The sequence below is a fragment of the Alloacidobacterium sp. genome (assembly GCF_035631355.1).
GTDB lineage: Bacteria > Acidobacteriota > Terriglobia > Terriglobales > Acidobacteriaceae > Alloacidobacterium.
Genome location: NZ_DASQIX010000110.1, coordinates 1 through 24833 on the forward strand (window position 1 = coordinate 1; position 24833 = coordinate 24833).

Genomic DNA, 24833 nt, shown 5'->3' on the forward strand with positions numbered 1-24833 from the left:
GCAATCGCTGAACCGCACGCTTGCCAAGATGGAAAAATTCATACCAGCAACCGTGACATTCACTGGAACCTGCACGGAATACGTTCTTGTGGACGGATTCACCGGGTTGACGCTGAAAGGCGTGAACGGCGCCACCATTCAGCAACCAGCCACACAACCGCCAACCAGTCCCTCCTTCGTATTATCTGTGAAGGCTTCACGAAGTATTACCTTTTCTGGATTCGCCGTCCACTCGCAGCCGACCGTTACTTCGAGCATCGGAATTGGAGGTGGCAGCACAGATGTTCTGCTCAGCGACATAACTGCGGACGGGTCCTGGGGAGTTTGGGTCTATGAGGCGAGCCAGGTGTGGCTTGTGCGGATGAAGGTTAACCTGACATCCGGATTTGCCGCTGTTTCAGCTTTCGATAAATCCGACGTTCACATCGTGAACGGCCTGCTGCATCGACCGGCGAACGGCAACTTCAATGCCGGCCTTTTGGTCAGTTCGGGCCACGTCACCATGCAGGGAATTACGATTCGTGACATGCAACAGGGGATAAACATTAACGCGAGCGGGAGCGTTGACTTGGTTAATTTTGACTCTTCGGCCTCTAGTGTTGACGTCATCATTGACAACCCATCGGGCACAAACTCTAACGGCGCGATTGTGACTGATGGCTCATCGCTCAACGTGGAGAGCGCCAGACTTCTCATAACGAACGCTGGTCAACCGGGAGGAGGCGATACGGGAGGAGTTTTAGTTAACAACGGATCGACTCTCAACGCAGGCTCTGACCTGGTTGTCTCCGGCAGTCAGAATCAGGGCGTCGTCGTGAGCAATAACTCCCACGCGGAACTCGGTGGCTCCAGTATTACAGGTAGTGCTCATGGAGGGTTAGTCGTCGTGAACCTCTCCACTGCCACCGCGGACCCGAGCAATCCGTTGACAGTTATCGGCTCAAATGGAACCGATCTGTTCTGCGATTCCAGCTCACAAATTGCCGGGACGCTGAACATTGCAAACGCTAGTGTTGTAAATTGCAAGAACCTGTTGCCAGGAACATACAAGAGTTTGCCCTAGCTAGCTGGATGCCGGGTGCCGATGCACCACTCAAGCCTGATTTTGGCTTGAGTGGTGCAGTCCAGATACATAGATCGTCCACCTCAAGATCACTTAAAGGTTCATAAGGCTTTTTCGGAGGCGCAGAATGAGGAGGTTCACCAGTGTGGATACTGTGTGCTCCCGCAAAATCCAACAATTCAGCGACATATTGTTGTGGGATTAGGCTCCCGAGTCCTGCACTGTATTCAAGTCTCACCGGTAATGGCTTTCCGTCTGCCCCAGTCATAGGCTTTCCATCAGGTGCCGTGACAGGAAGGGCTGGAGAGTAAGGGACTATTTTTCTGTCTGACCCAACTGCTTCGATTGCGCGCAGCTCGATTGAATCCGCTACACCGATAACACAGCCACTATCAGTAAATACCGGCCACTATTTCCATGATTTATTAGCATATTGACGAGATAGGTCCCTCGCAAGGCACCTGAAACGTCTTCCTCTACTGGCTCCAATGAAGCAATAATCACATGAGTAGTAACCTCCCGAAAATCCCTCATAGGATGTCCGATCGTGAAGATATGATCGCCACTTCGCAACCTAAATGTGCGAGGGCATAGGGTCCCTGGATGCCTATTTTCGATAAATGTCTCGCCATTGGGAGGCGTGGAGATCATGCGAGAGATGGGAGTAAAGGGATTGCCGCCAGGATTCAGAACCGCTAGGTCATGCTCTGCATCTTGAGCGGGTGCCCCATTCAAGCCTGATATTGGCTTGAGTGGGGTTTTATTTGCCTTCCCGATCTTGAAAGAAGACTCGCCGCTACACCATCAAAACCATCCCACGGACGGCACGAAGCCTTTGATGCGCAGATATGTGACGAGATTGCCGTAATGCAGGGCGAGTCAACGAGCTTTTGAGGGCCGCCATGATCTCGGCCTTGAGTTGCCTTGGAGGGGTTGTCGCGGCAACCAGTGCTCTCAATACTCGAATAGGTCGCGCCCAGCTATGACCGGTCCGTCGTAGTACTTCCGGATACCCTTCGTGAAGCTGCTTGCGTCTGTTGGAACGTCTTCGTCGGGAGTGAAATGGGTCAGTACGACAGACTTGACGTGGGCCGCTGCGGCCATCTTGCCGACCGCTTCTGGCGTCAGATGTTCCAGCTCGAGGTGAGCGCGGAAGGCGTCCGCCTGTGGCTTCGTCATCTTACCAGTGAAGGTCTTCATCATGGTCTCGATGTCTTCGATCTCGGTCACCAGGACATCCGCACCTTCGGCCAGCTTGGTCACAGCCTCGCTTGGGCCAGTGTCGCCCGTGAAGACGACCGACCGGTCTGGCGTGTCGAAGCGATAGGAGTAGGACCTGTCCTTGCCGTAGGTGGGGGAGGAGGACGGCTTATGAAAATGCGTATTCTCGGTCGCCGTCACCCGGACGCGGTCGTCGGTATAGACCAGGCCGTCATGGTCGATGTCATGGGCCTGGAACCGGCCTTTTGCCGGAAATATCGGCATTCCCGCGCTGAAGATACGCTCCGCGACGCTAAGATAGTCGAGCGCAGCTTGCACCAGGAAGGTTGTAGATGGGGGACCGTAGATCTGCACCGGCGGGGCGGAGGCAGCATTGCGCTGATAGTCCTCGGCCCAGTCGAACGAGATGAGGGCTCCGAGGTCCGCATTGTGGTCGATGTGGTGGTGCGTGATGAAGATGTAACGCACGTCGGCGGGCTCGAAGCCAGCCATGACCAGTTGTCGTGCGACGCCGTTGCCGGCGTCGATGAGGTATGGTCTTCCATCGACAATCAACAGATTGGCAGGCTGGGACCGTAACGCGCGTGGAATCGGGCCGGCTGCCGTGCCGAGCAGAATGAGGCGCGTCGTGTGATTGGCGGCCGCGACCGGCGTCGCTTGAGCCGGATCCTGTGCCGCGTGGCCAGCAGTGACGAATGCGCCGGCGAGCAGCAGGCTTACACACGAAGAGCCAGTCTTAATCCTCATAATGCATCCCTCCTAACTGCTTGTGGGGCCTCGTTTGGTGCGCAGTCGTCGCAATCTTCGCCATTTGAGTAGTGTGGCCGACTTATGTCAAGTGTGTTAGTGCACTCACGCGCTGCCTGCAATTTGGATGTTTTAGGTCTACGCCTCATGATCATGGGCTAAGGCCCGCCCATGCTGCGCGGGTGCCCGATCCTTTCGCCGGGTGCCGGGTGCTCCATGTCTCGCAGAGACATGGGATCATTCAACTCAAGCTGAGTCCCGAAGTTAACGATGGAATATCAGCCATCGATGAAATACTCGCGCAATGGAAGTACTCTCTGATGGAGAATCCGGCTGATAACGACTTTGTCGCCCACAAGCCTGTAGAAAACGATGTGCCTTCCCTGCTCCAGGCGGCGTAAACCACGCCCTAACGGATCGCATGTCCGTCCTATCCCCGGAGTTTTGCCGATGAGCTCACAGCCCTCATAAAAAGCGTCGCGATACTTCTGCGCCTGCTCTATGCCCCACCTGTCGAGCGTATACGAGATGATGACCAACAGATCTTCTAAGGCCTTGTTCGATAGACGGTATGCGCTCAAGCACTGCGTCTTTCGTTATGGTCTTGCGACGCGTGTTGACGGATCAACTCGTCTACGCGCTCCCATGGATCGCCCTCATAAATCCCGCTGTCAAACCCTTCCTGAATCGCTGCGCGTAGAGACTCGACTTTTGCTTTGTCCTCTTCCTCTGATTGGCGCAGTGCGCGAATCGCCGCCCGGATGACATCGCTGGCATTCGCGTATTGGCCGCTCCTGATGCTCGCTTCGACATACTTATCGAGTTCATCTGTCAGGCTGACGTTGCGGGTAGGCATATTCCATGCTCCTGAAGAAATGTTATACCTCATTGGCAAACTTTGCCATACCCACTTGCTTTGCGCAGACGAGAAAAATCCTTGTCAAGTCCTTTTAGCAATTCAATAGATAAGCTAAATAATATCAGTAACATGAAGTGCTGACCTTCCATTCGAAATTACCTGCAAGCCTGTTATAATTACCGTGGAAGCACAGAAAGGCATGGCTCACGGGCCATGCCTTTTTACTTGCATCCGTAAACTGCTGAAAACAAAGGATCCCCGTATAGAATGCGCACTGTAAACGATTGAAACTAAAAGATCTTCGTACAAAATGAGGGGAGGGGTAGCTACCTCGCCTTCCCTGCCCACTTAGACCACATCTGCGGATCGGCCAGCATCTTGATGTAGACGCCGCCCACAACGGAACGGGCCTGAAAGCCGACCTGTCTGCCGTCGGTCGTCTCGAACCAGTCGCTCAACGGAACGCGCGTCGGCGATTCGGTCATGTATTTATGGAGCGGATCGGTGAGCGCGACGAAGTCGCTCTGCTTGCTGCTCAGGGTTGCGGTCCAGACGATCCAGTCGAGCTTGGTATAGGTTTTGCGGTTGTCGAGTGGCAGGCCAAAGGCGTTCTGGTGCTTCATGTAGAAGGCCAGCTCGGTATTGACGATCTCGGGCGAAAACAGATGCAGCCCGAGCACGCGGTCCCAGACCAGGTTGTACTTCTGGCTCCAGGTGCCCGGCTGATCGAAGGCCAGCTTGTAGTGATCGCCGTCGAGGGCCATGTCGTTCCACTTGGCGGCCATCTGCTCGGCGAGTTTGCGGTACTCGGCTGCTTCCTGCTTCTTGCCGAGACGGTCGGCAAGCTGCGCATAGCTGCCGAGCGCCTCAATGGCCTTAATCGAGAGATTGGTGTTGTGCGGCAGGTGTCCGGCGAAATCGTCGGTACTGAGCTGGTTCTCAGGATCGAGGCCCTTTGCCTTGAGATATTCGGCCCATTTTGTCAGCAAAGGCCAGTATTTTTGCGCAAAATCGCCTGAATTTTGCGCATGGGCAAGCGCGTTCGTCAGGATGATGAGGTTGCCGCTCTCTTCCACCGGCATCTGGTCTTCCTCAGTGCGCTCGCCGCCACCGTAGACCTGTCCATCGGCCAGCGGATAGGTGCCGAGATCGTGCGGCGCAAAGGGCCAGCGCCAGCGAGCCAGACTGGCATAGGCGAACATCGGCTCAAGCTGCGCCTGAAGCAGTGCAGGGTTGAGCAACAGGAAGAACGGCGCAGATGGATAAGTAACATCGACGGTATCGATACAGCCATTGCTGAAGTTCTCTTTCGAGAAGAGCATCGGCGTGCCATCCACATCGGCGACGAGCTTGTGCGCAGCGATGGTCTGCTGATAAGCAAGGGTCGCCAGTTGCGCGTAGTGCGAGCCGCCTTCATGCTCCAGATCGGAGACCAGCTCTTTGTCGAAGGCTTCAGCGCGCTGGCGCAGCGACGGCTCATCGGCTTCGGCTTTCTGCAACATCTCTGCCGTGGTCATGCCGTTGCGACGCCAGTAGGCACGCAGGCGGCGATTGAGGTATTCGATGGAGTAGATATCGTCATACGCCAGCAGCACCCGGCGCGAAACCGGAGCGCTGCCAACGCCGCCCAGATCGAAGCGCACAGCCAGCAGTGGCAGGCCATGCTTCACCGCGCGTGGCATGTCAAGATCGTCGCTTGCTGGAAGCGACCCGTCCTTGGCGAACTGCTCGCGGGCTTCGTAGCTGCTGGCTGCGGTGTCCACACCGGGCTGCGGCGGGACGGCCAGATAGAGCCAGCCCCAATCGATACGCAAATTGTCACCTGACTTGGCAAGCACAGGCTGCGCGTTGGTTCCCACGCGGAGGGCCTGCATGTCGCCCACGCGCTCGCGCCCCCAGACGACCGTGTCGTCACCGGTGTTCGACGCTAGCTGCGATGTGGCATCGAAATAGAGCGAAGTGGCGTGCGGCTGTCCATCTATCGAACGCACGTCCCAACTCACATAAGTCACCGGGCGCGAGAGCACGTCGAGGTCCTGCGGTAATGCGGGCGTGAAGAAGGTCAGAGTCAGGTGGATTCCGGCGCCTTCAAAGTCGTAGATGGTACGAGTTGGCCAGATCGCGCGCGAAGCCTGCTTGAGCACAGGAATATCTCTTTCGTCGCCGATAAAGCGGAACGTTTTTCCATCAACCCGCACGAGCCCGGTCATCTGCTGGCGAGTTCCCGTCCAGTGACGTGTAGGGCCTGAGGTCAGTTCATCGTCGAATGACCAGACGCTGAAGTAGGGGTCGTGCAGCACAAGCGGGGTAGCGGGAGTGCGGACGGTCACAGGCTCTTGCGCTGGAGCAAGTTGAGCAGTCAGGGACAACAGGATTGAAGCGCAGCAAAACTTCAGCGTGGCAGGCCGGGAGCGGAAAGATGGCATTCCCTCTTATTACATATTCAGGAGGCGGTGTAAACGCTTCCATGCGGAGGTTAAATGTGTCATCCTGAGCAACGTGAAGAATCTGCTTTTGATGCGCTCTGGCCTTACTCACCCAGCAGGGAAAACAGATCCTTTACTTCGTTCAGGATGACAATCGTGTAAATCTAACCATTTTAGTTCTTGCCTGCCAGTTGCTGTGCCTGAAGTGTTACCAGACTACTCAAGTCAGCCTTCTCCAAACCGTGCACGGTTTTGTTGAACTCGTCGACTTTGCTTGACCAGTTCATCGAGCAGAACTTCGGCCCGCACATGGAGCAGAAGGCGGCTTCCTTGTAGTAGTCGTCGGGCAGAGTCTCGTCGTGCATCGAGCGCGCCGTTTCCGGATCGAGCGAAAGAGCGAACTGCTTCTCCCAGTCGAAGGTGTAGCGGGCGTAGCTGATAGCGTCGTCGCGATCGCGCGCCCCGGGGCGATGGCGGGCAACGTCGGCGGCGTGGGCGGCGATTTTGTAGGCGATCATGCCGTCCTTCACGTCTTTTTCATTAGGCAGGCCGAGATGTTCTTTTGGCGTGACGTAGCAAAGCATGGACGCGCCGTGCCAGCCGATCATAGCTGCTCCGATGGCTGAGGTGATGTGGTCATAGCCGGGTGCGATGTCGGTGACGAGCGGTCCTAATGTGTAGAAAGGCGCCCCGAAGCAGTACTCGATTTCCTTGTCGACCTGCTCCTTGATCTTGTCGAGCGGCACGTGGCCGGGACCTTCGATCATGACCTGCACGTCGCTCTCCCATGCTTTGGCAGTAAGTTCGCCCAGTGTTTTCAACTCGGCAAACTGCGCTTCGTCGGAGGCGTCGGCAACGCATCCGGGGCGCAGGCCATCACCGAGCGAGAAGCTGACATCATACTTCGCCATGACCTTAACGATGCGGTCGAAGTGCTCATAGAGAAAGTTCTGCTTGTGGTGGTGTGTCATCCACTGGGCAAGGATCGCGCCACCGCGGCTGACGATGCCGGTAATGCGCTTTGCCACCATCGGGACATATTGAATGAGCACGCCAGCGTGGACAGTGAAGTAGTCCACCCCCTGCTGCGCCTGTTCTTCAATGACTTCGAGATAGACATCAATATTCAGGTCTTCGAGTTTCTTGACGCGATTGAGCGCTTCATAGATCGGCACTGTTCCGATGGGGACAGGGGAGTGGCGCAGGATGGCTTCGCGAATTTCGGGGATGCTGCCACCCGTCGACAGGTCCATTACAGTGTCCGCGCCGAATTGGACGGCCATGTGCAGCTTGCGCAGTTCCTCGTCAATGTTCGAGGTCACGGCTGAGTTGCCGATGTTCGCATTAACCTTGCATTTTGAGGCGACGCCGATTGCCATCGGTTCCAGTTCTGGGTGGTTGATGTTGGCGGGGATGATGAGACGGCCTGCGGCGATTTCGCTGCGGATGAGTTCGGCCGGAAGATTTTCGCGTTTTGCGACAAACTCCATCTCTTCGGTGATTCTGCCCTGTCGCGCAAAGTGCATCTGCGAGACATTCGTGTCACCCGTCCGCGCAACTTCGGCCTTGCGTTTGGCAATCCATTCCGCCCGGGGCTTCAGAATTTCCTGTGTTACGTTCACTTCTGAATCGCTGTGAAGAGTGCTGTTGCCGTTGCCGCTCATATCTACCCTCGCAGATGAAAAATGGATAATTTCGTAGTTAGATGATGGATAAATGCAGGATAAATCCTGAAGGAGATTATAAACTTCCGGAAACGCCAGACTTTGGTTCAAAGGGATTCATCCCACCCACATCTCTTCGAGACGTGGGTGCACCCTTACTTGCAGACTGGCAGTAGAATAATTGCAATCATGCAAAAAACGAACCAGGGCACGCGCATCGGCATTGCTATCGTCGTCATTCTTGGGGCCATCATTTATCTGGCAATCAGCGGAGTGCAGGCCAACAAGAGCTACTACGTCACGATTCAGGAATTGCAGGGGATGGGCAACAAGGCCTATACGCGCCACCTGCGCGTTGCTGGGAACGTGCAACCCGGTTCGATCCAGCACAAAGGGTCGGATGCAGATTTTGTGCTGGTCGAGAATGATCGCACTTTGCACGTTTCCTACAATGGCGACGAGCCGCCGCCGGACACCTTCAAGGACAACGCTCAGGCGCTTGCCATCGGCACGTATGGCCACGATGGGGTATTTCATGCCACGCAGCTTCAGGCCAAGTGCGCGTCGAAGTATGCTCCTGCCCAGCCGGGCCAGACTCCGACGGCTACGCCTGCAAACACTGCAGCAGTCGTTCCATCGCATTGATGCCGAAATCGGTTTTACAAGAGACGGGGCTTGTAAACTGATTTCTGCACATGCCCATTACCGCGCAACTGGAAACAGTCTCGAAGCTCTACGGCGCATTTGCCGCCCTGCGCAAGGTTTCGCTTACGCTTGAGGCTGGCCGCTGCTATGTGCTTCTCGGTGAAAACGGCGCGGGTAAATCTACTCTGCTCCGCATACTGGCCGGATTATTGCGGCCTACTTATGGAACGGTGACCGTGCTGGGCAACGCGCCATACGACGCTCGCGACCACATTGGATATATGAGCCACGCTCCAATGCTCTACGACGAGTACACAGCCGTCGAGAATCTCCGCTACTTCGCCGATTTGTACCGTACACAGACGTGCCTTGCTCCGGAAGAGACCTTGCGCGCAGTAGGACTCGATCCTGCGCTCAAGCGTCCTGTCGGGCAGTATTCGCAAGGCATGCGGCAGCGGGCATCTCTCGCTCGCGTGCTGCTTTCTCAGCCAGAATTGCTGCTTTTGGATGAGCCTTTTTCCAACATGGATATTGGCAGCGCGCACCAGATGCTTGATCTGCTGGCTGGAATCAGGGCTGGGCAACGGACGATTGTGCTGACCACACACCAGCGCGAACTGGCCGAGCCGCTTGCTGATTCACTGATCACGCTTACTGCAGGGAGCGTGAGCACCATCCTAGAAAAAGTGCAGACTGCGGCGATCCACGCATGAAGACTAACGCTGCCCGCTATCTCGATTCGCTCGGCATTCATTATGAACTGCGCGATTATGCACTAGATACCGAGGATTTTTCGGCAATTCTGGTTGCGGAAAAGATTGGTTTGCCGCCGGAGCAGGTCTTCAAGACGCTGCTCTGCGTCACCAGCGACAAGGAACATGTGTTTGCAGTCGTTCCCGGCAATGCTGAATTGGATTTCAAGAAGCTTGCCGTTGCAGCCGGAGCGCGCAAAGCTGAGATGGTTTCTCTCAAAGAGATTCAACCGCTCACTGGATACATTCGCGGGGGTGTAACTGTCTTTGGAGCAAAAAAGGACTTTCCTGTCTATGCCGACGAGACGCTGGAACTGTTCGATGTAATTTCAGTTTCTGCCGGCGTGCGCGGTACGCAGATCGTTCTTTCAGCTGCTGGTTACATTCGCGCTTCAAGGGCCACTCTTGTTGACCTGACAAAGGAGCATTCGTCGTGAAGCGGCCCTACTTCGTTACCCATCTGGCGAAAGACCTACGGCTGGAATGGCGGTCGAAGGACGCCATCAACTCGATGCTTTTCTTTGCGCTGCTGGTGGTGGTGCTCTTCAGCCTGGCTTTTGACCCCACCCGTGAGTCATCGCGGCAGATTGCGGGCGGGATTCTGTGCGTGGCGACAATGTTTGCCTCTGTGTCCGCGCTCAACCAGGCGTGGGCACGTGAGTTGAGGCATCATGTACTGGACGCGCAGCGAATGACGCCTGCTCCTGCAGCATCGCTTTTTCTGGGCAAGGTGCTGGCCAACTTTCTATTTGTAACCGTGGTTGAGCTGATTCTTACGCCTGTCTTCATTATCTTTTACAACCTGCATGCACTGGGGAACGGCTGGCTGCTGGCTCTGGTGCTGCCGCTGGGGACGTGGGCACTGGTGGCGAATGGAACCTTTTTTGCTGGGCTTTCGATTCGCACACGGAATCGCGAGCTATTGCTGCCGTTGATTCTTTTTCCACTGTTTATTCCGGCGTTGCTGGCAATGGTGCTTGGCGCAAGTGCAATTCTGACAGGCGAGTCCGACCCGGGGTTATGGATCAAGCTGCTGGCCGGGTATGACGTGATTTATACGACCATCTGCCTGCTGCTTTTCGAGATCGTGCTGCACGCGGAGTAGCTTAAGTCTGAGCTGGTTCCTGATAGAGACCAACTACATTCCCACCGGGATCACGGAAGCGGGCGGTGATCTCTGGCGCGTCGGCGCCGATGGGCTGGACGATCTCGCCTCCATTTGTGACGACTGCCTCGGCAGTCGCGGCTACGCTGTCCACCATGACGTAGATCATGAAACCGGGCTGTGATGCGGGTGGCCGTCCGAGCACGAATGCGCCGCTAACCTCGCCGATGGAATCGTCGAATGCCGTTGCCCCATCTCCTCGCGTGCGCATATTCCACCCAAAGACTTTGCTGTAGAAATCGGATGAATGGGCCACGTCAGTGGCGGGTATCTCGATATAGCAGATTTTTCCGTTGCGAACGGTTGGTGACATGGCATGGCTCCTTCAAAGTCTTGCGGCTTTTCTAGCACGCATCGAAGAAAGGCGCAATTGAGGGCCATTCCAAGCCATCATTGCTTGTTGAAGGCCGCAACCCACCGCGTCGCGGCCTCTCTGCTTAACAACCTTTGAAGGAAATGAATTCCCCCAGTGGATTCGGTAGAACCGGATTAAAGGGTTCGAACTGATATGAACTAGAAGTATCGAATCCGGCTTTCATAGCTGCATTTTTGTCAACGAAGGGCATCAATGCGGCGAGCGCCTGGTCGATGTGAGTCCAGCATAGTGTTCTTTCATAGCCGTTGTTGTTGGGCGGATCGACACTCTCGGCGACACCTTGCGCGCCGGTGATGGTCTCGATTGGGCCGCCATCTTGTGCCGCAACATCAGGGCCTATCACGCGCGCGAGCGTGCGGTGGTCACTTTCGATGCCCATGATGCGGGCCGCGGTGACACGCAACTCACGCGTGCTGAAATTGCGCACGCCCACGAGATAGGCGGCAATGAAGGCGTCCTCCAGCGTAACAAGCGTGTTTAGCGTGGTCTGTGAGTCGGAGAACATTTTGTGGGGATAAAAAAATGAGCTGAAAGGCGTGAACTGGTCGGTCACCGACTGCTCCAGCAGGTAGTGCGACATTTCCTCTTGACGGGCTGCCATCAGGTAGCCCTGATCGTCGGATGGGATGTGCGGGAAAAACGGAGCGAGATCGATGATGTTGGTGTAGGTGGTGACAGCCAACGCTTCCGCGATCTGCGCGGCAACAAGGATGTCGCGGTCGCGCTTCTTCGGGTCGTCATTGTCGTGGTCGCGGCCATAATCATGGTCCGCGTCTTCTCTGTCCTGCGCAACAGCCAGGCTGGTGAGCCCGCTTAGTGCGAACGCGCTTGTGGCGCCCGCAACCGCAGCGCGCTTGAAGAATGATCTACGTGACATGCCGGCCGCATTCTCGTCGGTCGGGATGATGAGGTCCGAACCTTTGAACAAGTCCATACTTGCGTCTCCTCAGGGGATTTCCCAAGTGAGTTGGAGCGGTATCGGGCCCGATTTCACTTGCTGCTCAACTCCCTGGCGTGTAAGGTACGTTCGCGCTTGAGAGATGGATTGTAGGAACCGGAATATTTTTTTGGTGTTTCGTGAAATTTATAAGGCGTGAAGAACGGCATCTGGTTCGAATATGCCGATGTTCTGTTCTGCAAAGCACACACTGTTACATTAAAAATAAGACCCATGCGCTACACCACAAACGATCTGCGTATCAGGGCGACGAAAGTCGTCCTTCCACCGGTATTTCTTGAAGAAGAACTGCCCGTTACCGAAGCAGCTTCAGCTACTGTTTTTCAGGCCCGCAATGAGATTATCGACATTTTGAACGGCAAGGATTCGCGGCTGGTGGTCGTGGTTGGACCCTGCTCGATTCATGACACAAAGGCGGCACGCGAGTATGCGGGGCTGCTCAAGGGGGCAATTGGCGAGTTTGGCAAAGAACTGCGAATCGTAATGCGCGTTTATTTTGAAAAGCCACGCACAACGCTGGGGTGGAAGGGTCTGATTAACGACCCACACCTGGATGAATCGTTCCGTATCAATGACGGTTTGCGACTGGCACGCCATCTGTTGCTCGACCTGGCCGAGATGGGTGTACCAGCAGGAACAGAGTTTCTGGACATGATTTCACCGCAATATGTGGCCGAGCTAGTGAGCTGGGGTGCGATTGGCGCGCGTACCACGGAGAGCCAGGTACACCGACAGCTTGCATCGGGGTTATCATGCCCGGTGGGATTCAAAAATGGCACTTCAGGCAATGTGCAGATTGCGATTGAGGCGATTGTTTCAGCCGGCCACGCGCATACATTTCTGGGGACTTCGGCCAATGGCCAGTCGGCGATTTTGTTTACGGCGGGAAATCCGGATTGCCACATGATTCTGCGCGGCGGCAGACAGACAACGAATTATGATGCGGCTTCTGTCGCGTCCGCCTCTGAGCAGATGGAGAGGGCGGGCGTGCAGCCACGCATCATGATCGATTGCAGTCATGCGAACAGCGGCAAGGACCACAGGAAACAGGGCATGGTATGCCGCGAGGTAGCCGCGCAGGTCGGGACGGGCGACCGGCGCATCATGGGAGTGATGCTGGAAAGCAATCTGATAGCAGGGGCGCAAAATCTGGTAAACGGAAAGGCCCTTACATATGGGCAGAGCATCACTGACGCCTGCATTGACTGGAAGGAAACCCACGGGTTGCTGGGAGAGCTGGCAGTTGCGGTACGGGCGGGGCGATAAAATTCCATACTCCTGAATGGGAACTGAGGAAAACCACCGGTTCCGAACGATATCTGATCACGGAAAACGTCATGAAGCATTTGCAACTTGTTCAAGACTGGCTGGAGGGATGGAATACTGGCAACCTGGACCTTTTGATGAGTCACTATGCCGATGATGCGGAGTTTGTAAGCCCCGCGGTCCTTGTCAGCCTGCCAGGTTCGAACGGACGAGTCAGCGGGAAAGCAGCCATCCGCGAACTCTATGGCCGCGCTCTTGAGCGCTTCCCGAATCTTCGGTTTGAAGTCGAGGACGTAATCGAAAGACCGTATGGATTAGTCGTGTTCCACCGAAAGCATGGTGTATTTGCGAAGCAGCCCGGCTTGACTGTTGAAGTCTTTGAAACCTCAAATGGGTTCATTCGACGGAGCATTGTTTATTGGGGTCTTGAAGAAGTGGCAAGCCGCTTTTCTGTCCGAGGCCAGTCGTAGAGACTATTGTGGCCCGGATATCCATCAATGAAGTAACCCAAAGACGGCGACTCCATTCGGAGTTCCGACGAAGACCTTACCATTGACGATCAATGGTGTGATGAATTTGTTGCCATTGCCGAATTGATCGCGTCCATTTGATGCCTGACTGCTGTTGTAAAGCTCTTTCGCTAGATTGGTTGCGTCATAGGCATGGAGGACGGCAGGCGAGGTATTCTCGATTGCCCAGATGATGCCGTTCTGTGTGCCATTGGCACTGATCCCAGGTGTGGTTCCTGGATAGGTATAAGCAATGGATGTCTGGCTGGATGGAGTCGTGCTCAATTTGCCGGATTGCAACGTGAACGCCTGAAGTTTGCTGTTGATGCTGCCGTAGTAGACGGTTCCGTTGAAGTAAGCAGCCATTCCGAATTCGCTGGCCAACACGTTGGGAACCTGCTGATAGATATTATTGGACGAGGGGTTAAACTTGCCCATCTTATCGCGGTCAACAACGTAAATATTGCCGTCCTTCCCAGCGCCGACTGCGAGATGCCGGGTGACACCGGTGACATCAGTTACGTCGGGCAGCAGCAAAACACCGCCGGATCCCAGATCGAGGTCGCTGGTGGACTGACTGACCGTGTTGTAGGTGTTGAAGTAATCGGCGACAGCCAGTTTGTTGTTCGCCGTGGAAACCCTCATAAAGGCATTGCCAAAATCGCCTTGTGAGGGAAAGCCGCCGCTGTTCAGAGTGGTATCGAAGCTGCCATTGGCATCAAGAAAATAGACGTTGCCCTGCGCATCTGCGGCGAGTCCGGCGCCGGATTGCCAGATGGAGCCTTCACCGTTTTCGAAGTGCGGCGTTGTCGGGCCATTAGGCGTGAGGTTGAGCACGCTGGTCTGCTGCAGCGTGGTCTCGTTGTACATCATGAGCCAACCAGTGTAAGGGTCTTCGTCGCAGTGCGATGTCCAGCCCAGGAAGATGGACCCATTCATCAGCAGAAGGCCGACCCGTTCCGCATACTGGCCGGGGTCGAAAACCTGCATGCCATTCTGCGAGCCATAGCCGCTACCAGGATAGGACGCCGTGATTTCGACAGGGCCACCTTCCATCTCCGCGCCGCTGGTAAGGTTGAGAGCGTGCAGCCGCTGATGGTATGCGCCGCTTTGATCTTTGCTCATAGCGACGACGAAGATAGCGCTGAGCGCTCGATCTATGACTGGTGTGCTGGTGATGCCGATTTCGGGAGAAATCTGGCCGCAGCCGTGGTCGTCGCTGGTTGTCTCGCCCGACTTCAGTGTAGAAACTTGCCACAGTGTTACGTCTGTATCGGCGTCGAAAGCGTAAACGCTACCGTGCTCCGATGCGGCATATAGGACGTTGTGGGAGGCACCATTGATGGTCAACTGAGACAAATAAAGCGGCTCGGCATCGACTTTGCCATCAGTTGGGAAGAAATTGATTTTGCCAAAGGTCGAGGAGTTGACATTTGCAGGAGTCAGCGTAGTCTCGCTGGCGTTCAGGCCGTCGCGTGCATTGTCGTAATGGTAGGTAGTTGCGTCCATGCCTGCTATCGGCACAGGCGCAGCATTTATGGTTAACGTCAGCGTGATCGCGTGAGTGATTGCAGACGAAGTTCCGGTGAAGGTAACGGTAGCATTTCCTATGGCGGCATTTGCTGCTGCCGTCAGCGTTATGTTCTGCGGCGTGCCCGGACTCAGACTTAACGATGAAGGATTTGCAGTCACCCCGGATGGCAATCCTGAAAGCGTTACATTGATCTTTCCGGAAAACCCATTGAGCGCAGTACTGGCGATTACAACCGTTTGCTCATTGGCACCTGCGGTCAACATAAGACTCGTGGTCGATGTGCTTAACGTAAAGTCGGGTTGGGGCTTGTTTTCGTGGCTTCCGCAGGCTCCGAGTGAAAGCAGGAATATACAGGAGAACCCGGCAGGAAGCAGCCTCCATCGCGAGGTATTGCACATGATTCTTCACTATGACATCGCGATAGTGCTCTAACAAGTAGCTATCAGACACAGTTTTTGAAAGAGCAAAAGTGACTCGTGCAGGTTATTTCCTATCGAGAAGGAATTCGTCACATAGCTCGACAGACAACTTTTCCGCGGACGGGTCGGCGACGCGGTACATCTTCGCCTCGGCACGCTTTCCTTCTATCTGAATGACCACATAGTTGTAGTTGATGAGCGGTGGCGATTTCTTCGGATCGGATTCTCGGTAAAGTTCCTCATCGCCACGCACGAAATGGGATAAGGCTTTGCGCCTCCGCCGCCGGAGATGATGTAGGTGATGCCTTTACGCTCGAATCGCTCATAGTTGTGGATGTGGCCGTTGAGCACGATAAATTTTGCGCGCGATTTCTCCGCTTCCGCTTCGACCAGATCGCGCAGCGCAAGTTCATTTGGCCCGGGAAGGCCGGCAGCGATCTGGCTCTGCAGGTCGGCCATCCAGGGCATATGGTCCATGATGAAGACGAAGTCGATACCTGGCGGAATGTGCTCGAGTTGCGACTGAAACCATCTGCCTTGTGGCGATTGCTTGTAGTTGTACTGGGTCACATCAATTGCAATGAGGTAGAGATTCCCGATCTGCGCCGAGTAGTAGCGGCAGCCCTTTAATTGCGGAAAATTAGCGAGATAGTTGGCAATTCCAGCAGCCGCGCCGCCTTTCGTTTCGTGATTGCCGGTTGTTGGAAAAATATAGAGATGTTCTTCGCGCCACGCAGATGTCTCCTGCTGAAAGACCTTCCAGTCGGCAGGATCGGCTCCCGTGAAAGGTGTATCGCCAGTGAGGAAGACAGCGAGGGGCTTCTCATCAGCCACTTGCTTTGCCAAAAATTGCCGGGCTTTTGGATTGGTGTCAGTGACATCGGATGGATCAGTGAATCGGGTGTCACCGTACACGACCAACTTGATAGGAGCGCCCCAGGTAATTCCGGGAACGGTGATTGTGGGACCGATGGGCGGCGGAATTTGCGCCTGCACAAAGAAGTTGAAAGCAACACAGGCGCATATAGACAGGCACACGCGCATCAGCGCCGTCCGCCACCGACAAAGTGCACAATTTCGAGCTTGTCTCCCGATTGAAGTGGAGTTTCTGCCCAGAAGGACCGGGGAACGATCTCACCGTTCTGCTCAATGGCCACACGGTCGTTCTTAAGGCCCAAAGTTGTTATGAGGTCAGAGATTTTCGCACTAGCAGTGAGTTCGGTGAATTCTCTCCTTTGACCGTTAATAACAAGCTGCATGGCTTGAGGTTATCAGAGGGCAGCATGTGCTATTACTGTTGAAGACAGCGGTTGTGAAGTGCCAGGAACCAGATCCTTCGCTGCGCTCAGAGCGACAGCTTCTGCTTGTAGAGCAATGCGTCTGTTAACGGAACAACCGCCAAAGCTGCCAACCTGCAATGGCGATTGCGGCAAGAATGATGTCGCAGAGTACCGCGAAGACAAGGCCGCGCATTGTGCCCAGTCCGGTTTCCTCCCGAAAAGGGGGCTCTTCAGTAAGCGCTTCTGAGCTTACAGAAATATAGCCATGCACCAATGAGAGGCGCTTTACCTGCGTAGGCGGTAACATGTGACTAAGAGTGCTCATAGGCTGCTCCTTCAACGCAGGTTATCGGCGTGCGCTGATGAAACAACAGGGGTCTGTGAGTCTGCAACGTTTTGTGTTCCAAACTGAAACAGCTATGCCGTTTTTGGAACGACGATCTGCACATTCTCGCTGTAAGGGAGAAGTGAAGAGAAGCGCGAGCGGTCTACGAGAAAATCCGCAAAGAAAAGCATCCCCGAACGGACGAAGCCATTCATTGAACAAACACAAATAGACGGGGGCACCTGTGGCTCGGATACAGCAGTCCGCAAAATAAATTGTTCAGGCTTTACGATTTCTCCACAGATGTGACGGTAATTGTGTCACCATTCACAGTCCCGGTAATCGTAACGTTCTCGCCAGCCAGATCCCTGGCGGCGTCAACTTTACCTTTAATCTTATAGACCTTGTCATCGCTCACCAGAACAGGCGGGGATCCTCTCCCCACGCATTTTTTGACGCATGCGGTATCGTCCCTAAGGGAAGGTTTGTTGGCGCAGTTTTCGTCGCTGATGAAGCCCTTCATTGTTGTAGTTGACTGTGCTGAAATGCCCCCAATGCCCCACGCCAGGAAACCCACAATCGACAAAGCTTTGACTCGCATTCACTACCTCCTCGTAGATTTTCTCGGTCAACAGAATAAATCCATCCGTGCACCCGAAAATCAAAAATGTGCTTCGGTTTTTGATCCCGCTGCTTCTTTCTCCCCGCCTCGCCTTGGCGCTGGCGTCCGCGCCCTTCCATTGCATCGCCTTGAGTGCGCGCCCAGATTTGCCGACCTTCTCGCCTCTGCGCTTCTTGGCGGCCAGAGCTTCGCGGATGCGTGTCCTGATGCGCTTGACCTCGTCCTCGGCCTCGGCGGACAGGATGTGCAGAACCAAGGCATCGACCTCGGCAATCTCAGAAATTGCGGAAAGAGACCGCGATGGATTTGCTGGAAATAAGCGCTCTTCCTTGACGGCGGCATGATGCAGAATCTACTCTCTAAAGAGAGGCTTCAACGATAAGAGATGCAGGGCGCGAACTACTTCTGGAACTACGTCCCGATGTTATTGCAGATCCTTGCCGCATGCGGACTGGGCATAGGTATGGTGACGGCCTCGTGGTTTCTGGGGCGGCATCGCAACACCAAAGCCAAGCTGGACGCGTATGAGTGCGGCGTTCCTGCTGAAGGCGACGCGAGGGGACGTTTCTCGGTTCGCTTCTACATGGTGGCGATGCTCTTCATCCTGTTCGATGTAGAAGCTGTCTTCATGCTGCCGTGGGCGGTCATCTACCGCGACCTGCCAAAGATTGTCGGATCGCGGCTCTTCGGCTTCTGGGAGATGCTTGTATATATCGGCTTTGTGCTGGTTGGCTTCTTCTACATTGCGAAAAAAGGCATTCTCGACTGGTCTTCCGATAAAGGCGATTTGTAGCCTTTCAGTAGAACTTCTAGCCCGGGCCTGCTGCGGCCCCATTGCAAAGTAAGGACTCGATGGACTCAGCTGTACTAGGGAAAGATGCTGTGCGCGCTGCCCTGCCGGAGAATCGGGCGCTTAGTTCCCTGCTGGCATGGAACACCACTGCCGTTCTCGACGCAAAATACCATCTCAAGGAGCTGACGGTCACCATTGCGCGCGATGAAATTCGCGGCGCGTGCCAGGCGGTGAAAAATGCGGGCTATAACTTTCTTGAGGACGTGACCTGCGTGGACTGGTATCCCAGCGAACCCCGCTTCCAGGTGACCTACCATATCCTTTCGCATGGACTTAAAGACCGCGTGCGGCTTATCTCTCCAGTCGAGAGTATTGATCCTTCCATTGACAGCATTACTTCCATCTGGCCTTCAGCAAACTACTATGAACGCGAGGTGTGGGACCTCTTCGGCGTGCGCTTTCATGGGCATCCCGAGTTACGCCGCATCATGATGCCGGAAGAGTGGGATGGCCATCCGCTGCGCAAAGATTATCCCGTGGAGGGCTATCGCTGATGCCTGCAAGGCCCGAACTGGCGCAATTTGTAGAGACCTCGACGCTGATCAAACCGCGTCCGGAAGAAGGCGCGAAGGACCGCACGATGGTCCTGAACATGGGACCGCAGCATCCTTCAACGCATGGCGTGCTGCGCCTGGTGATCGAGATTGACGGGGAGACCGTTTTGAAAGTAGTCCCGGACATCGGGTACCTGCATACGGGCATTGAGAAGACCTGCGAAGCGAAGTTCTACCAGCAGGTCGTTCCGATGACGGACCGCATCGACTACCTGTGCCCGATGACTAACAATCTGGCATATTGCCTGGCCATCGAAACATTATTGCAACTGGAGATTCCGGACCGCGCGCAATGGCTGCGCGTGCTGCTGAATGAGCTGACACGCTTGAACTCGCACTTAGTCTGGCTGGGCACACACGCCATGGACATTGGCGCGCTGACCGTCTTTCTCTATTGCTTCCGTGAGCGCGAAGACATCCTGCGCATCTTCGAGCATGTCTCCGGACAGCGCATGATGACCTCCTACTTCCGCGTGGGTGGGCTGGCGCTGGAGCCGCCGCTCGACTTCTTTGATCGCGTTAAAGCCTTCATCAAGCGGATGCCGGAAAAGATTGACGAGTACGAGAACTTGCTGACTGGCAATCCTATCTTCGTCAACCGGCTGAAAGGAGTGGGCCATCTGAGCGCGGAAGATGCGATTGCGCTGGGCGTGACCGGACCGCCGCTGCGCGCCTCCGGCGTGGACTGGGACCTGCGGCGCGACATGCCGTATTCAAGCTACGAGAAGTTCCAGTTCAACGTGCCGGTTTCAAACGACTGCGATGTGTGGGCGCGGTATGTTGTCCGCATTCAGGAGATGCGCGAGTCGGTGAAGATTGTCGAGCAGGCCCTGGCCGGAATGCCGGAAGGGGCTATCACGGCGAATGCTCCGCACGTCGTCCTGCCCGACCGCGAGAAGATGAAGACCCAGATGGAGTCGCTCATCTACCACTTCAAAATTGTGACTGAAGGGTTCACTGTACCCGCCGGACAGGTGTATCAGGCGGTGGAATCGCCGCGCGGCGAAATGGGCTACTTTGCTGTCAGTGACGGAACTGCGAAACCATATCGCGTACACATGCGGAACCCTTCATTTGCGACCCTGCAGGCGCTGCAGACAATGTGCGAAGGGCGGCTGATTGCGGACGTGGTCGCAGTGATTGGGTCTATCGACATTGTGCTGGGAGAGATCGACAGGTGAGCACGGCTGTCGGCGACCAACAGGTTTTTACTGAGCTTTGGATATCGTTTGTTTCTCTGGTGCGTTCGTATGTTGCAGCGCATGATCTGGGCAGAGTTGAGGGCCGCGCTTTTGTCGATGATGGCGTAGAAGGTCGTCTCACAGTCCGCGAAGAGAAAAAGATTCTGGTCATTGAATTCAACGCGCACACAGGCGCGGGCCAGTGGACAATATACGAGGATGAGCCTGGGCCGGAACGACGGTTGAAAAACGGCGAATTCCGTATTGCGGCTGACAGCCTGGTGACGTTCAGTGACCGCCACGGCGCGGTTGAGATGGAAATTGCGGCTGAGGCTTTTACCACCAAGGTTTTTGACGAGGATTAGATGAGCACCTCTGCAACCACAATTTTTTCACCTGCTACGGCGGCGCGCTTTGATCGCCTGGTGACTCTGTATCCGGTGAAACGCTCGGCGCTTGTGCCCATGCTTCTCTATGCGCAGGATGAGGTTGGCTATATTTCGGACGCCGTCGTCGCTGAGATCGCCCAGCGCATTGGCATCACTGAACTCGATGTGCGCAATGTGCTCAGCTACTACTCCATGCTACGAACCAAGCCTGCAGGCAAGTACAACGTGCAGGTTTGCACGAACATCTCCTGCATGTTGCGCGACGGCTACGGCATCCTGGATCACTGCAAGAAGCGGCTCGGCATCGGTCACAAAGAAGTGACTTCTGACGGCTTGTTTTCTCTTGAGGAAGTGGAGTGCATCGGAGCGTGCTGCTGGGCGCCTGCGGTGCAGATCAATTACGACTTCTATGATGAGTTGACGCCGGAAAAGATGGACCAGATTCTCGATGACTACAAAGCCGGACGCGCAAAGGAGACAGTGTAAATGCCGAGACTCGTCTCCCATCCCGATGAGGTAAAGATTATCTCCCGACGCTTTGGACAAGGCGCCACGGATATCGACAAGTACATCGAGCTGGACGGCTACGAGGCGGTGCAGAAAGCGATAGAGAAAGGCCTCGACTGGATCATTAACGAGATGAAGGTCTCCGGCCTGCGCGGCCGTGGCGGAGCCGGCTTCCCTACCGGCTTGAAGTGGTCCTTCGTTCCGAAGCAGGCTGACCGCCCGAAGTATGTCCTCGTGAATGGCGATGAGAGCGAACCAGCAACATGCAAAGACCACGTCATCTTTTTACACGATCCTCATGCCGTAATTGAAGGCACCATGATCGCCGGGCTGGCCATCGGGTCGAAGCTGGGATTTATCTATCTGCGCGGCGAATATCGCTACCTGCTGAAGATCATGGAGAAGGCCGTTGCCGACGCATATGCGAAGGGCTTTCTCGGCAAGAACATTTTCGGATCTGGGATCGACTTTGACATCGTCACGCAGACGGGCGCGGGCGCATACGAGGTTGGCGAAGAGTCGGCCCTGATGGAATCGCTCGAAGGCAAGCGCGGCGTTCCCCGCATTAAGCCTCCATTCCCTGCTGTAGTGGGTTTGTATGGCGGACCGACGGTTATCAACAACGCTGAGACGATTGCCAGCGTGCCACACATCCTACTAATGGGCGGCGAGGCGTACGCGAAGGTTGGCTCGGAACGCAATGGCGGAACGCGTCTATTTGGCATTAGCGGGCATGTAAACAATCCCGGCGTATATGAACTGCCGATGGGCTACAACCTGAAGAAGGCCATTTACGAAGTAGGCGGCGGTGTTCGCGGCGGACACACTCTGAAAGCTGTAGTTCCCGGCGGATCATCGACTCCAGTACTTCTGCCGAAGGAAATCGACATAGGCCTGGACTTTGACCAAGTGGGCAAGGCTGGAAGCATGTTGGGGTCGGGCGGTATCGTCGTAATCGATGACCAGACATGCATGGTGGAGTTCGCGTTGCGCACAATCCAGTTCTACCAGCATGAGAGTTGCGGCTGGTGCATTCCCTGCCGCGAAGGGACGGACTGGCTGAAGAAGACGATTGGACGCGTCCATGCCGGCGGAGGTATCGATAAAGACCTGGACAACATCCGCTATCTCGCTGAGAACATGCTGGGCCGCACGTTCTGTCCATTAGGCGATGCCGCGGCGATGCCCACGATTGGGTTCATTAAGAAATTCAGACATGAATTTGAAGACCACCTGAATGGCAAGCCTTGCCCATATGCGAAACACGAAGAGCTGGCGCTGGTATAGAGGATCAGGAAGAAATGGCTGAGGTAACGTTCACAGTCGATAACAAGAAGCTGACCGCGCCGGCCGGGACGCTGCTGATTGACGCCTGCAAAAAAGCGGGCATTGAAATTCCGGCGTTCTGCTACTATCCGAATCTTTCGCTGCAGGCGGCATGCCGCATGTGCGTGGTGCGCATCGAGAAGATGCCGAAGCTGCAGACGGCCTGCACCACCCCCGTTACCGAGGGCATGATCGTCCATACCGAAACGGACGAGATCAAGCAGGCGCGCAAGGCGACAGTGGAACTTCTACTCGGGAACCATCCGCTGGACTGTCCAGTTTGCGACGCGGGCGGCGAGTGCGAACTCCAGGACATGACCTTCAAGTATGGCGCGGCTGAATCGAAATACATAGAAATCAAGCAGCACCGCGAGGAGCAACAGTGGTCACCAGTTGTTTATTTTGATCGCCCGCGCTGCATTCTGTGTTACCGCTGCGTTCGCGTTTGCGGCGAAGGCATGGATGTATGGGCGCTTGGGATTCAGAATCGCGGGGTAGGCGCGGTCATCGCGCCTAATGGCCAAGACCATCTGAATTGCGAAGAATGCGGTATGTGCATCGACATCTGCCCGGTCGGCGCACTTACTTCGGGGACATACCGATATAAGACGCGGCCATGGGAGATGAACCACGTAGCCACCATCTGCACACACTGCGGCGACGGCTGCAAGACAACACTCGGTGTGCGCAGCGTAAAGGATGGCACGGAGATTATTCGCGGCGATAATCGCGACAAGAGCGGCATTAATGGCGACTTCTTGTGTAACAAGGGCCGTTACGCATTTGATTTTGCCAATCGTGAAGAACGCTTGACCAAACCACTTGTGCGCCAGTCCGATGGCAAATTTACGGAAGTGACTTGGGACCAGGCGCTTGATTTTGCCGCGAACAAGCTGCGCGAGATTCGCGAGGCAAAGGGCGGGCAGTCGATTGGCGTGATCGGCTCGAACCGGACGACAAATGAGGAGTCCTATCTGCTGCAGAAGTTCGCGCGAACCGTCCTGGGCACCAACAACATCGATCATCACCGGACGGCCGATTATGTTTCCTTTGCTTCCGCTCTTGGAGCCCATGTCTCAAAGGCGAGACATGGGGCACCCGCATCCGTTTCTCTGACAGCGTCTCTGCGCGACACAGCAGCAGCTCCGGCCATTTTGCTGCTCGGCAATAACCCGACCGAGCAGCATCCGGCCCTGGCATGGAACCTGCGGTCAAATGTGCGCCTGCATCGTTCGCGCCTCTACATCGCCAACCATGCCGAGATCAAGCTGCGACGTCAGGCAAAAGCATCCCTGCAGATTCCGCAGGATGGCTATTCTTCGCTCGTACAGTATCTGGCCGCAAACGACGACGCTATCCCATCAGACGACAAGACAGCCATCTTCCGCGACGCGATTCGCAAGGAAGAGTCGCTGGTAATCATCTTTGGGTCGGAATACCGCGGACGCGATATTCAGGCGCTGGTGGACTTCGGCCTATCGCTGCCGAATACAAAGTTTGTCGCGCTGGGCGATTACGTTAACTCACGCGGCGCAGCGGACATGGGCCTCCTCCCAGACCTTTTGCCTGGCTATGTTCCAGTCAGCGATGCGGCTCATTTTGCCGATGAATACGACGCGGCCATGCCGAAGACCACTGGACTCGATCTGCTGCAGATGTTCGATGCTGCACAGAGCGGCGATCTTGCGGCTCTCTATGTAGTCGGCTCAAACCCGGTGTCACGCTATGGCGTAGACCCTGCAGCGCTTAAGAACACGTTTCTTATTGTGCAGGACATGTTTCTGACCGAAACGGCGCAACTAGCCGATGTGGTCTTCCCTGCGGCGAACCTGTATGAGAAGGCCGGGACGGTCACGAACACTTATGGCGATATACAGCTTGTAAAAAAGGCTGCAGACAAGGCGGGCGTTCGTACTGACTTTGAGTTGATTGTGCGTCTGGCAGACCGCTTGGGCGCCGATCCAAAGAAGCTGGTTCCCTTTGGCCGCGGAGTTCGAGCTGACATGGGACAATCGCGCGGCGCGCAGTCAGGCGAGGCGGATCGTCACGCGGTCTGGCTTGCGGCAAACCATCTGGAGCCGAAGCTCAGCCCCTTCGATCCGTTTGCAACCCTCGATGAGATTCAGCGGCTGGTGCCGAGTTATAACGTTTCGCGTCTTGAGCTGCTGACTGGCGCCGACCAGCCGGAAAAG

Annotated in this window: 27 protein-coding genes; 14 read left to right on the plus strand and 13 right to left on the minus strand. The window is 55.4% G+C overall.

The window, feature by feature from the left end; all coding sequences use genetic code 11:
• The coding region (locus VEV40_RS19450; protein ID WP_324834732.1) for a hypothetical protein at nucleotides 1-1063 on the plus strand (1063 nt) is incomplete at its 5' end.
• A 954-nt stretch (nucleotides 1064-2017) separates the two neighbouring features.
• Here VEV40_RS19450 and VEV40_RS19455 read toward each other — a convergent pair.
• From VEV40_RS19455 to thiC, 5 genes are all read right to left on the minus strand, one after another.
• A complete protein-coding gene (locus VEV40_RS19455; protein WP_324834733.1) occupies nucleotides 2018-3031 on the minus strand; it encodes an MBL fold metallo-hydrolase in 1014 nt (337 codons plus the stop codon).
• 278 nt (nucleotides 3032-3309) lie between these two features.
• Nucleotides 3310-3612, minus strand: a complete 303-nt coding sequence (locus tag VEV40_RS19460; RefSeq protein WP_324834734.1) for a type II toxin-antitoxin system RelE/ParE family toxin — start codon at nucleotides 3610-3612, stop codon at nucleotides 3310-3312.
• Entirely contained in the window at nucleotides 3609-3887 is a 279-nt protein-coding gene (locus tag VEV40_RS19465) for a type II toxin-antitoxin system ParD family antitoxin (RefSeq protein WP_324834735.1), read from the minus strand. Before VEV40_RS19465 ends, VEV40_RS19460 begins: the two co-directional genes overlap by 4 nt.
• A 329-nt stretch (nucleotides 3888-4216) precedes the next feature.
• Nucleotides 4217-6316 (minus strand): glutaminase family protein, encoded by a 2100-nt coding sequence (locus VEV40_RS19470; RefSeq protein ID WP_324834736.1) that lies wholly within the window; start codon nucleotides 6314-6316, stop codon nucleotides 4217-4219.
• A 173-nt stretch (nucleotides 6317-6489) separates the two neighbouring features.
• Nucleotides 6490-7980, minus strand: a complete 1491-nt coding sequence (thiC, locus tag VEV40_RS19475; protein ID WP_324834737.1) for a phosphomethylpyrimidine synthase ThiC — start codon at nucleotides 7978-7980, stop codon at nucleotides 6490-6492.
• 189 nt (nucleotides 7981-8169) lie between these two features.
• Here thiC and VEV40_RS19480 point away from each other — a divergent pair, with 189 nt between their 5' ends.
• The 4 genes from VEV40_RS19480 to VEV40_RS19495 are packed head-to-tail and all read left to right on the plus strand — an operon-like array spanning nucleotide 8170 to nucleotide 10482.
• On the plus strand, nucleotides 8170-8625 hold the full coding sequence (locus VEV40_RS19480; protein ID WP_324834738.1) for a cytochrome c maturation protein CcmE: 456 nt from the start codon (nucleotides 8170-8172) through the stop codon (nucleotides 8623-8625).
• A 50-nt stretch (nucleotides 8626-8675) separates the two neighbouring features.
• Entirely contained in the window at nucleotides 8676-9338 is a 663-nt protein-coding gene (gene ccmA / locus VEV40_RS19485) for a heme ABC exporter ATP-binding protein CcmA (protein ID WP_324834739.1), read from the plus strand.
• The gene (gene ybaK / locus VEV40_RS19490) at nucleotides 9335-9814 is read left to right on the plus strand and encodes a Cys-tRNA(Pro) deacylase (RefSeq protein WP_324834740.1); all 480 of its coding nucleotides are present in this window, start codon (nucleotides 9335-9337) and stop codon (nucleotides 9812-9814) included. Before ccmA ends, ybaK begins: the two co-directional genes overlap by 4 nt.
• Complete coding sequence (locus VEV40_RS19495) at nucleotides 9811-10482, plus strand: heme exporter protein CcmB (protein ID WP_324834741.1); 672 nt, start codon at nucleotides 9811-9813, stop codon at nucleotides 10480-10482. Before ybaK ends, VEV40_RS19495 begins: the two co-directional genes overlap by 4 nt.
• Nucleotide 10483: 1 nt before the next feature.
• Here the strand turns inward: VEV40_RS19495 and VEV40_RS19500 are convergent, their stop codons facing one another.
• Nucleotides 10484-10855 carry a VOC family protein gene (locus VEV40_RS19500; RefSeq protein WP_324834742.1) on the minus strand — a complete coding sequence of 124 codons (372 nt, stop codon included), beginning with the start codon at nucleotides 10853-10855 and terminating at the stop codon, nucleotides 10484-10486.
• A gap of 124 nt (nucleotides 10856-10979) precedes the next feature.
• Nucleotides 10980-11852: a ferritin-like domain-containing protein gene (locus VEV40_RS19505; protein WP_324834743.1), complete on the minus strand. Its 873-nt coding sequence runs from the start codon at nucleotides 11850-11852 to the stop codon at nucleotides 10980-10982.
• Between the two features lie 237 nt (nucleotides 11853-12089).
• Between VEV40_RS19505 and VEV40_RS19510 the strand changes: the two genes are divergently transcribed.
• Nucleotides 12090-13142 (plus strand): 3-deoxy-7-phosphoheptulonate synthase, encoded by a 1053-nt coding sequence (locus VEV40_RS19510; protein WP_324834744.1) that lies wholly within the window; start codon nucleotides 12090-12092, stop codon nucleotides 13140-13142.
• 71 nt (nucleotides 13143-13213) lie between these two features.
• Nucleotides 13214-13612: a nuclear transport factor 2 family protein gene (locus VEV40_RS19515; RefSeq protein ID WP_324834745.1), complete on the plus strand. Its 399-nt coding sequence runs from the start codon at nucleotides 13214-13216 to the stop codon at nucleotides 13610-13612.
• A gap of 24 nt (nucleotides 13613-13636) precedes the next feature.
• Here VEV40_RS19515 and VEV40_RS19520 read toward each other — a convergent pair whose 3' ends face one another.
• From VEV40_RS19520 to VEV40_RS19545, 6 genes are all read right to left on the minus strand, one after another.
• Nucleotides 13637-15448, minus strand: coding sequence for a pyrrolo-quinoline quinone (locus tag VEV40_RS19520; RefSeq protein WP_324834746.1), 1812 nt, complete (start codon nucleotides 15446-15448; stop codon nucleotides 13637-13639).
• 321 nt (nucleotides 15449-15769) lie between these two features.
• Nucleotides 15770-16648 (minus strand): metallophosphoesterase family protein, encoded by an 879-nt coding sequence (locus VEV40_RS19525; protein WP_324834747.1) that lies wholly within the window; start codon nucleotides 16646-16648, stop codon nucleotides 15770-15772.
• The gene (thiS, locus tag VEV40_RS19530) at nucleotides 16648-16863 is read right to left on the minus strand and encodes a sulfur carrier protein ThiS (RefSeq protein ID WP_324834748.1); all 216 of its coding nucleotides are present in this window, start codon (nucleotides 16861-16863) and stop codon (nucleotides 16648-16650) included. The genes VEV40_RS19525 and thiS overlap by 1 nt, the downstream gene beginning before the upstream one ends.
• A gap of 124 nt (nucleotides 16864-16987) precedes the next feature.
• Nucleotides 16988-17209: a hypothetical protein gene (locus VEV40_RS19535; protein ID WP_324834749.1), complete on the minus strand. Its 222-nt coding sequence runs from the start codon at nucleotides 17207-17209 to the stop codon at nucleotides 16988-16990.
• Between the two features lie 286 nt (nucleotides 17210-17495).
• Entirely contained in the window at nucleotides 17496-17627 is a 132-nt protein-coding gene (locus tag VEV40_RS19540) for a hypothetical protein (protein ID WP_324834750.1), read from the minus strand.
• A 55-nt stretch (nucleotides 17628-17682) separates the two neighbouring features.
• On the minus strand, nucleotides 17683-18087 hold the full coding sequence (locus tag VEV40_RS19545) for a hypothetical protein (RefSeq protein WP_324834751.1): 405 nt from the start codon (nucleotides 18085-18087) through the stop codon (nucleotides 17683-17685).
• Nucleotides 18088-18216: 129 nt separating this feature from the next.
• Between VEV40_RS19545 and VEV40_RS19550 the strand changes: the two genes are divergently transcribed.
• From VEV40_RS19550 to nuoG, 7 genes are all read left to right on the plus strand, one after another.
• Nucleotides 18217-18624 (plus strand): NADH-quinone oxidoreductase subunit A, encoded by a 408-nt coding sequence (locus VEV40_RS19550; RefSeq protein WP_324834752.1) that lies wholly within the window; start codon nucleotides 18217-18219, stop codon nucleotides 18622-18624.
• Nucleotides 18625-18683: 59 nt separating this feature from the next.
• On the plus strand, nucleotides 18684-19178 hold the full coding sequence (locus VEV40_RS19555; RefSeq protein WP_324834753.1) for an NADH-quinone oxidoreductase subunit C: 495 nt from the start codon (nucleotides 18684-18686) through the stop codon (nucleotides 19176-19178).
• Complete coding sequence (nuoD, locus tag VEV40_RS19560) at nucleotides 19178-20419, plus strand: NADH dehydrogenase (quinone) subunit D (RefSeq protein WP_324834754.1); 1242 nt, start codon at nucleotides 19178-19180, stop codon at nucleotides 20417-20419. The genes VEV40_RS19555 and nuoD overlap by 1 nt, the downstream gene beginning before the upstream one ends.
• Nucleotides 20416-20784, plus strand: a complete 369-nt coding sequence (locus tag VEV40_RS19565) for a hypothetical protein (RefSeq protein WP_324834755.1) — start codon at nucleotides 20416-20418, stop codon at nucleotides 20782-20784. Before nuoD ends, VEV40_RS19565 begins: the two co-directional genes overlap by 4 nt.
• On the plus strand, nucleotides 20785-21294 hold the full coding sequence (nuoE, locus tag VEV40_RS19570) for an NAD(P)H-dependent oxidoreductase subunit E (protein ID WP_324834756.1): 510 nt from the start codon (nucleotides 20785-20787) through the stop codon (nucleotides 21292-21294).
• Complete coding sequence (nuoF, locus tag VEV40_RS19575) at nucleotides 21295-22602, plus strand: NADH-quinone oxidoreductase subunit NuoF (RefSeq protein WP_324834757.1); 1308 nt, start codon at nucleotides 21295-21297, stop codon at nucleotides 22600-22602.
• Nucleotides 22603-22616: 14 nt separating this feature from the next.
• On the plus strand, nucleotides 22617-24833 hold a 2217-nt coding region (gene nuoG, locus VEV40_RS19580; RefSeq protein WP_324834758.1), incomplete at its 3' end, for an NADH-quinone oxidoreductase subunit NuoG.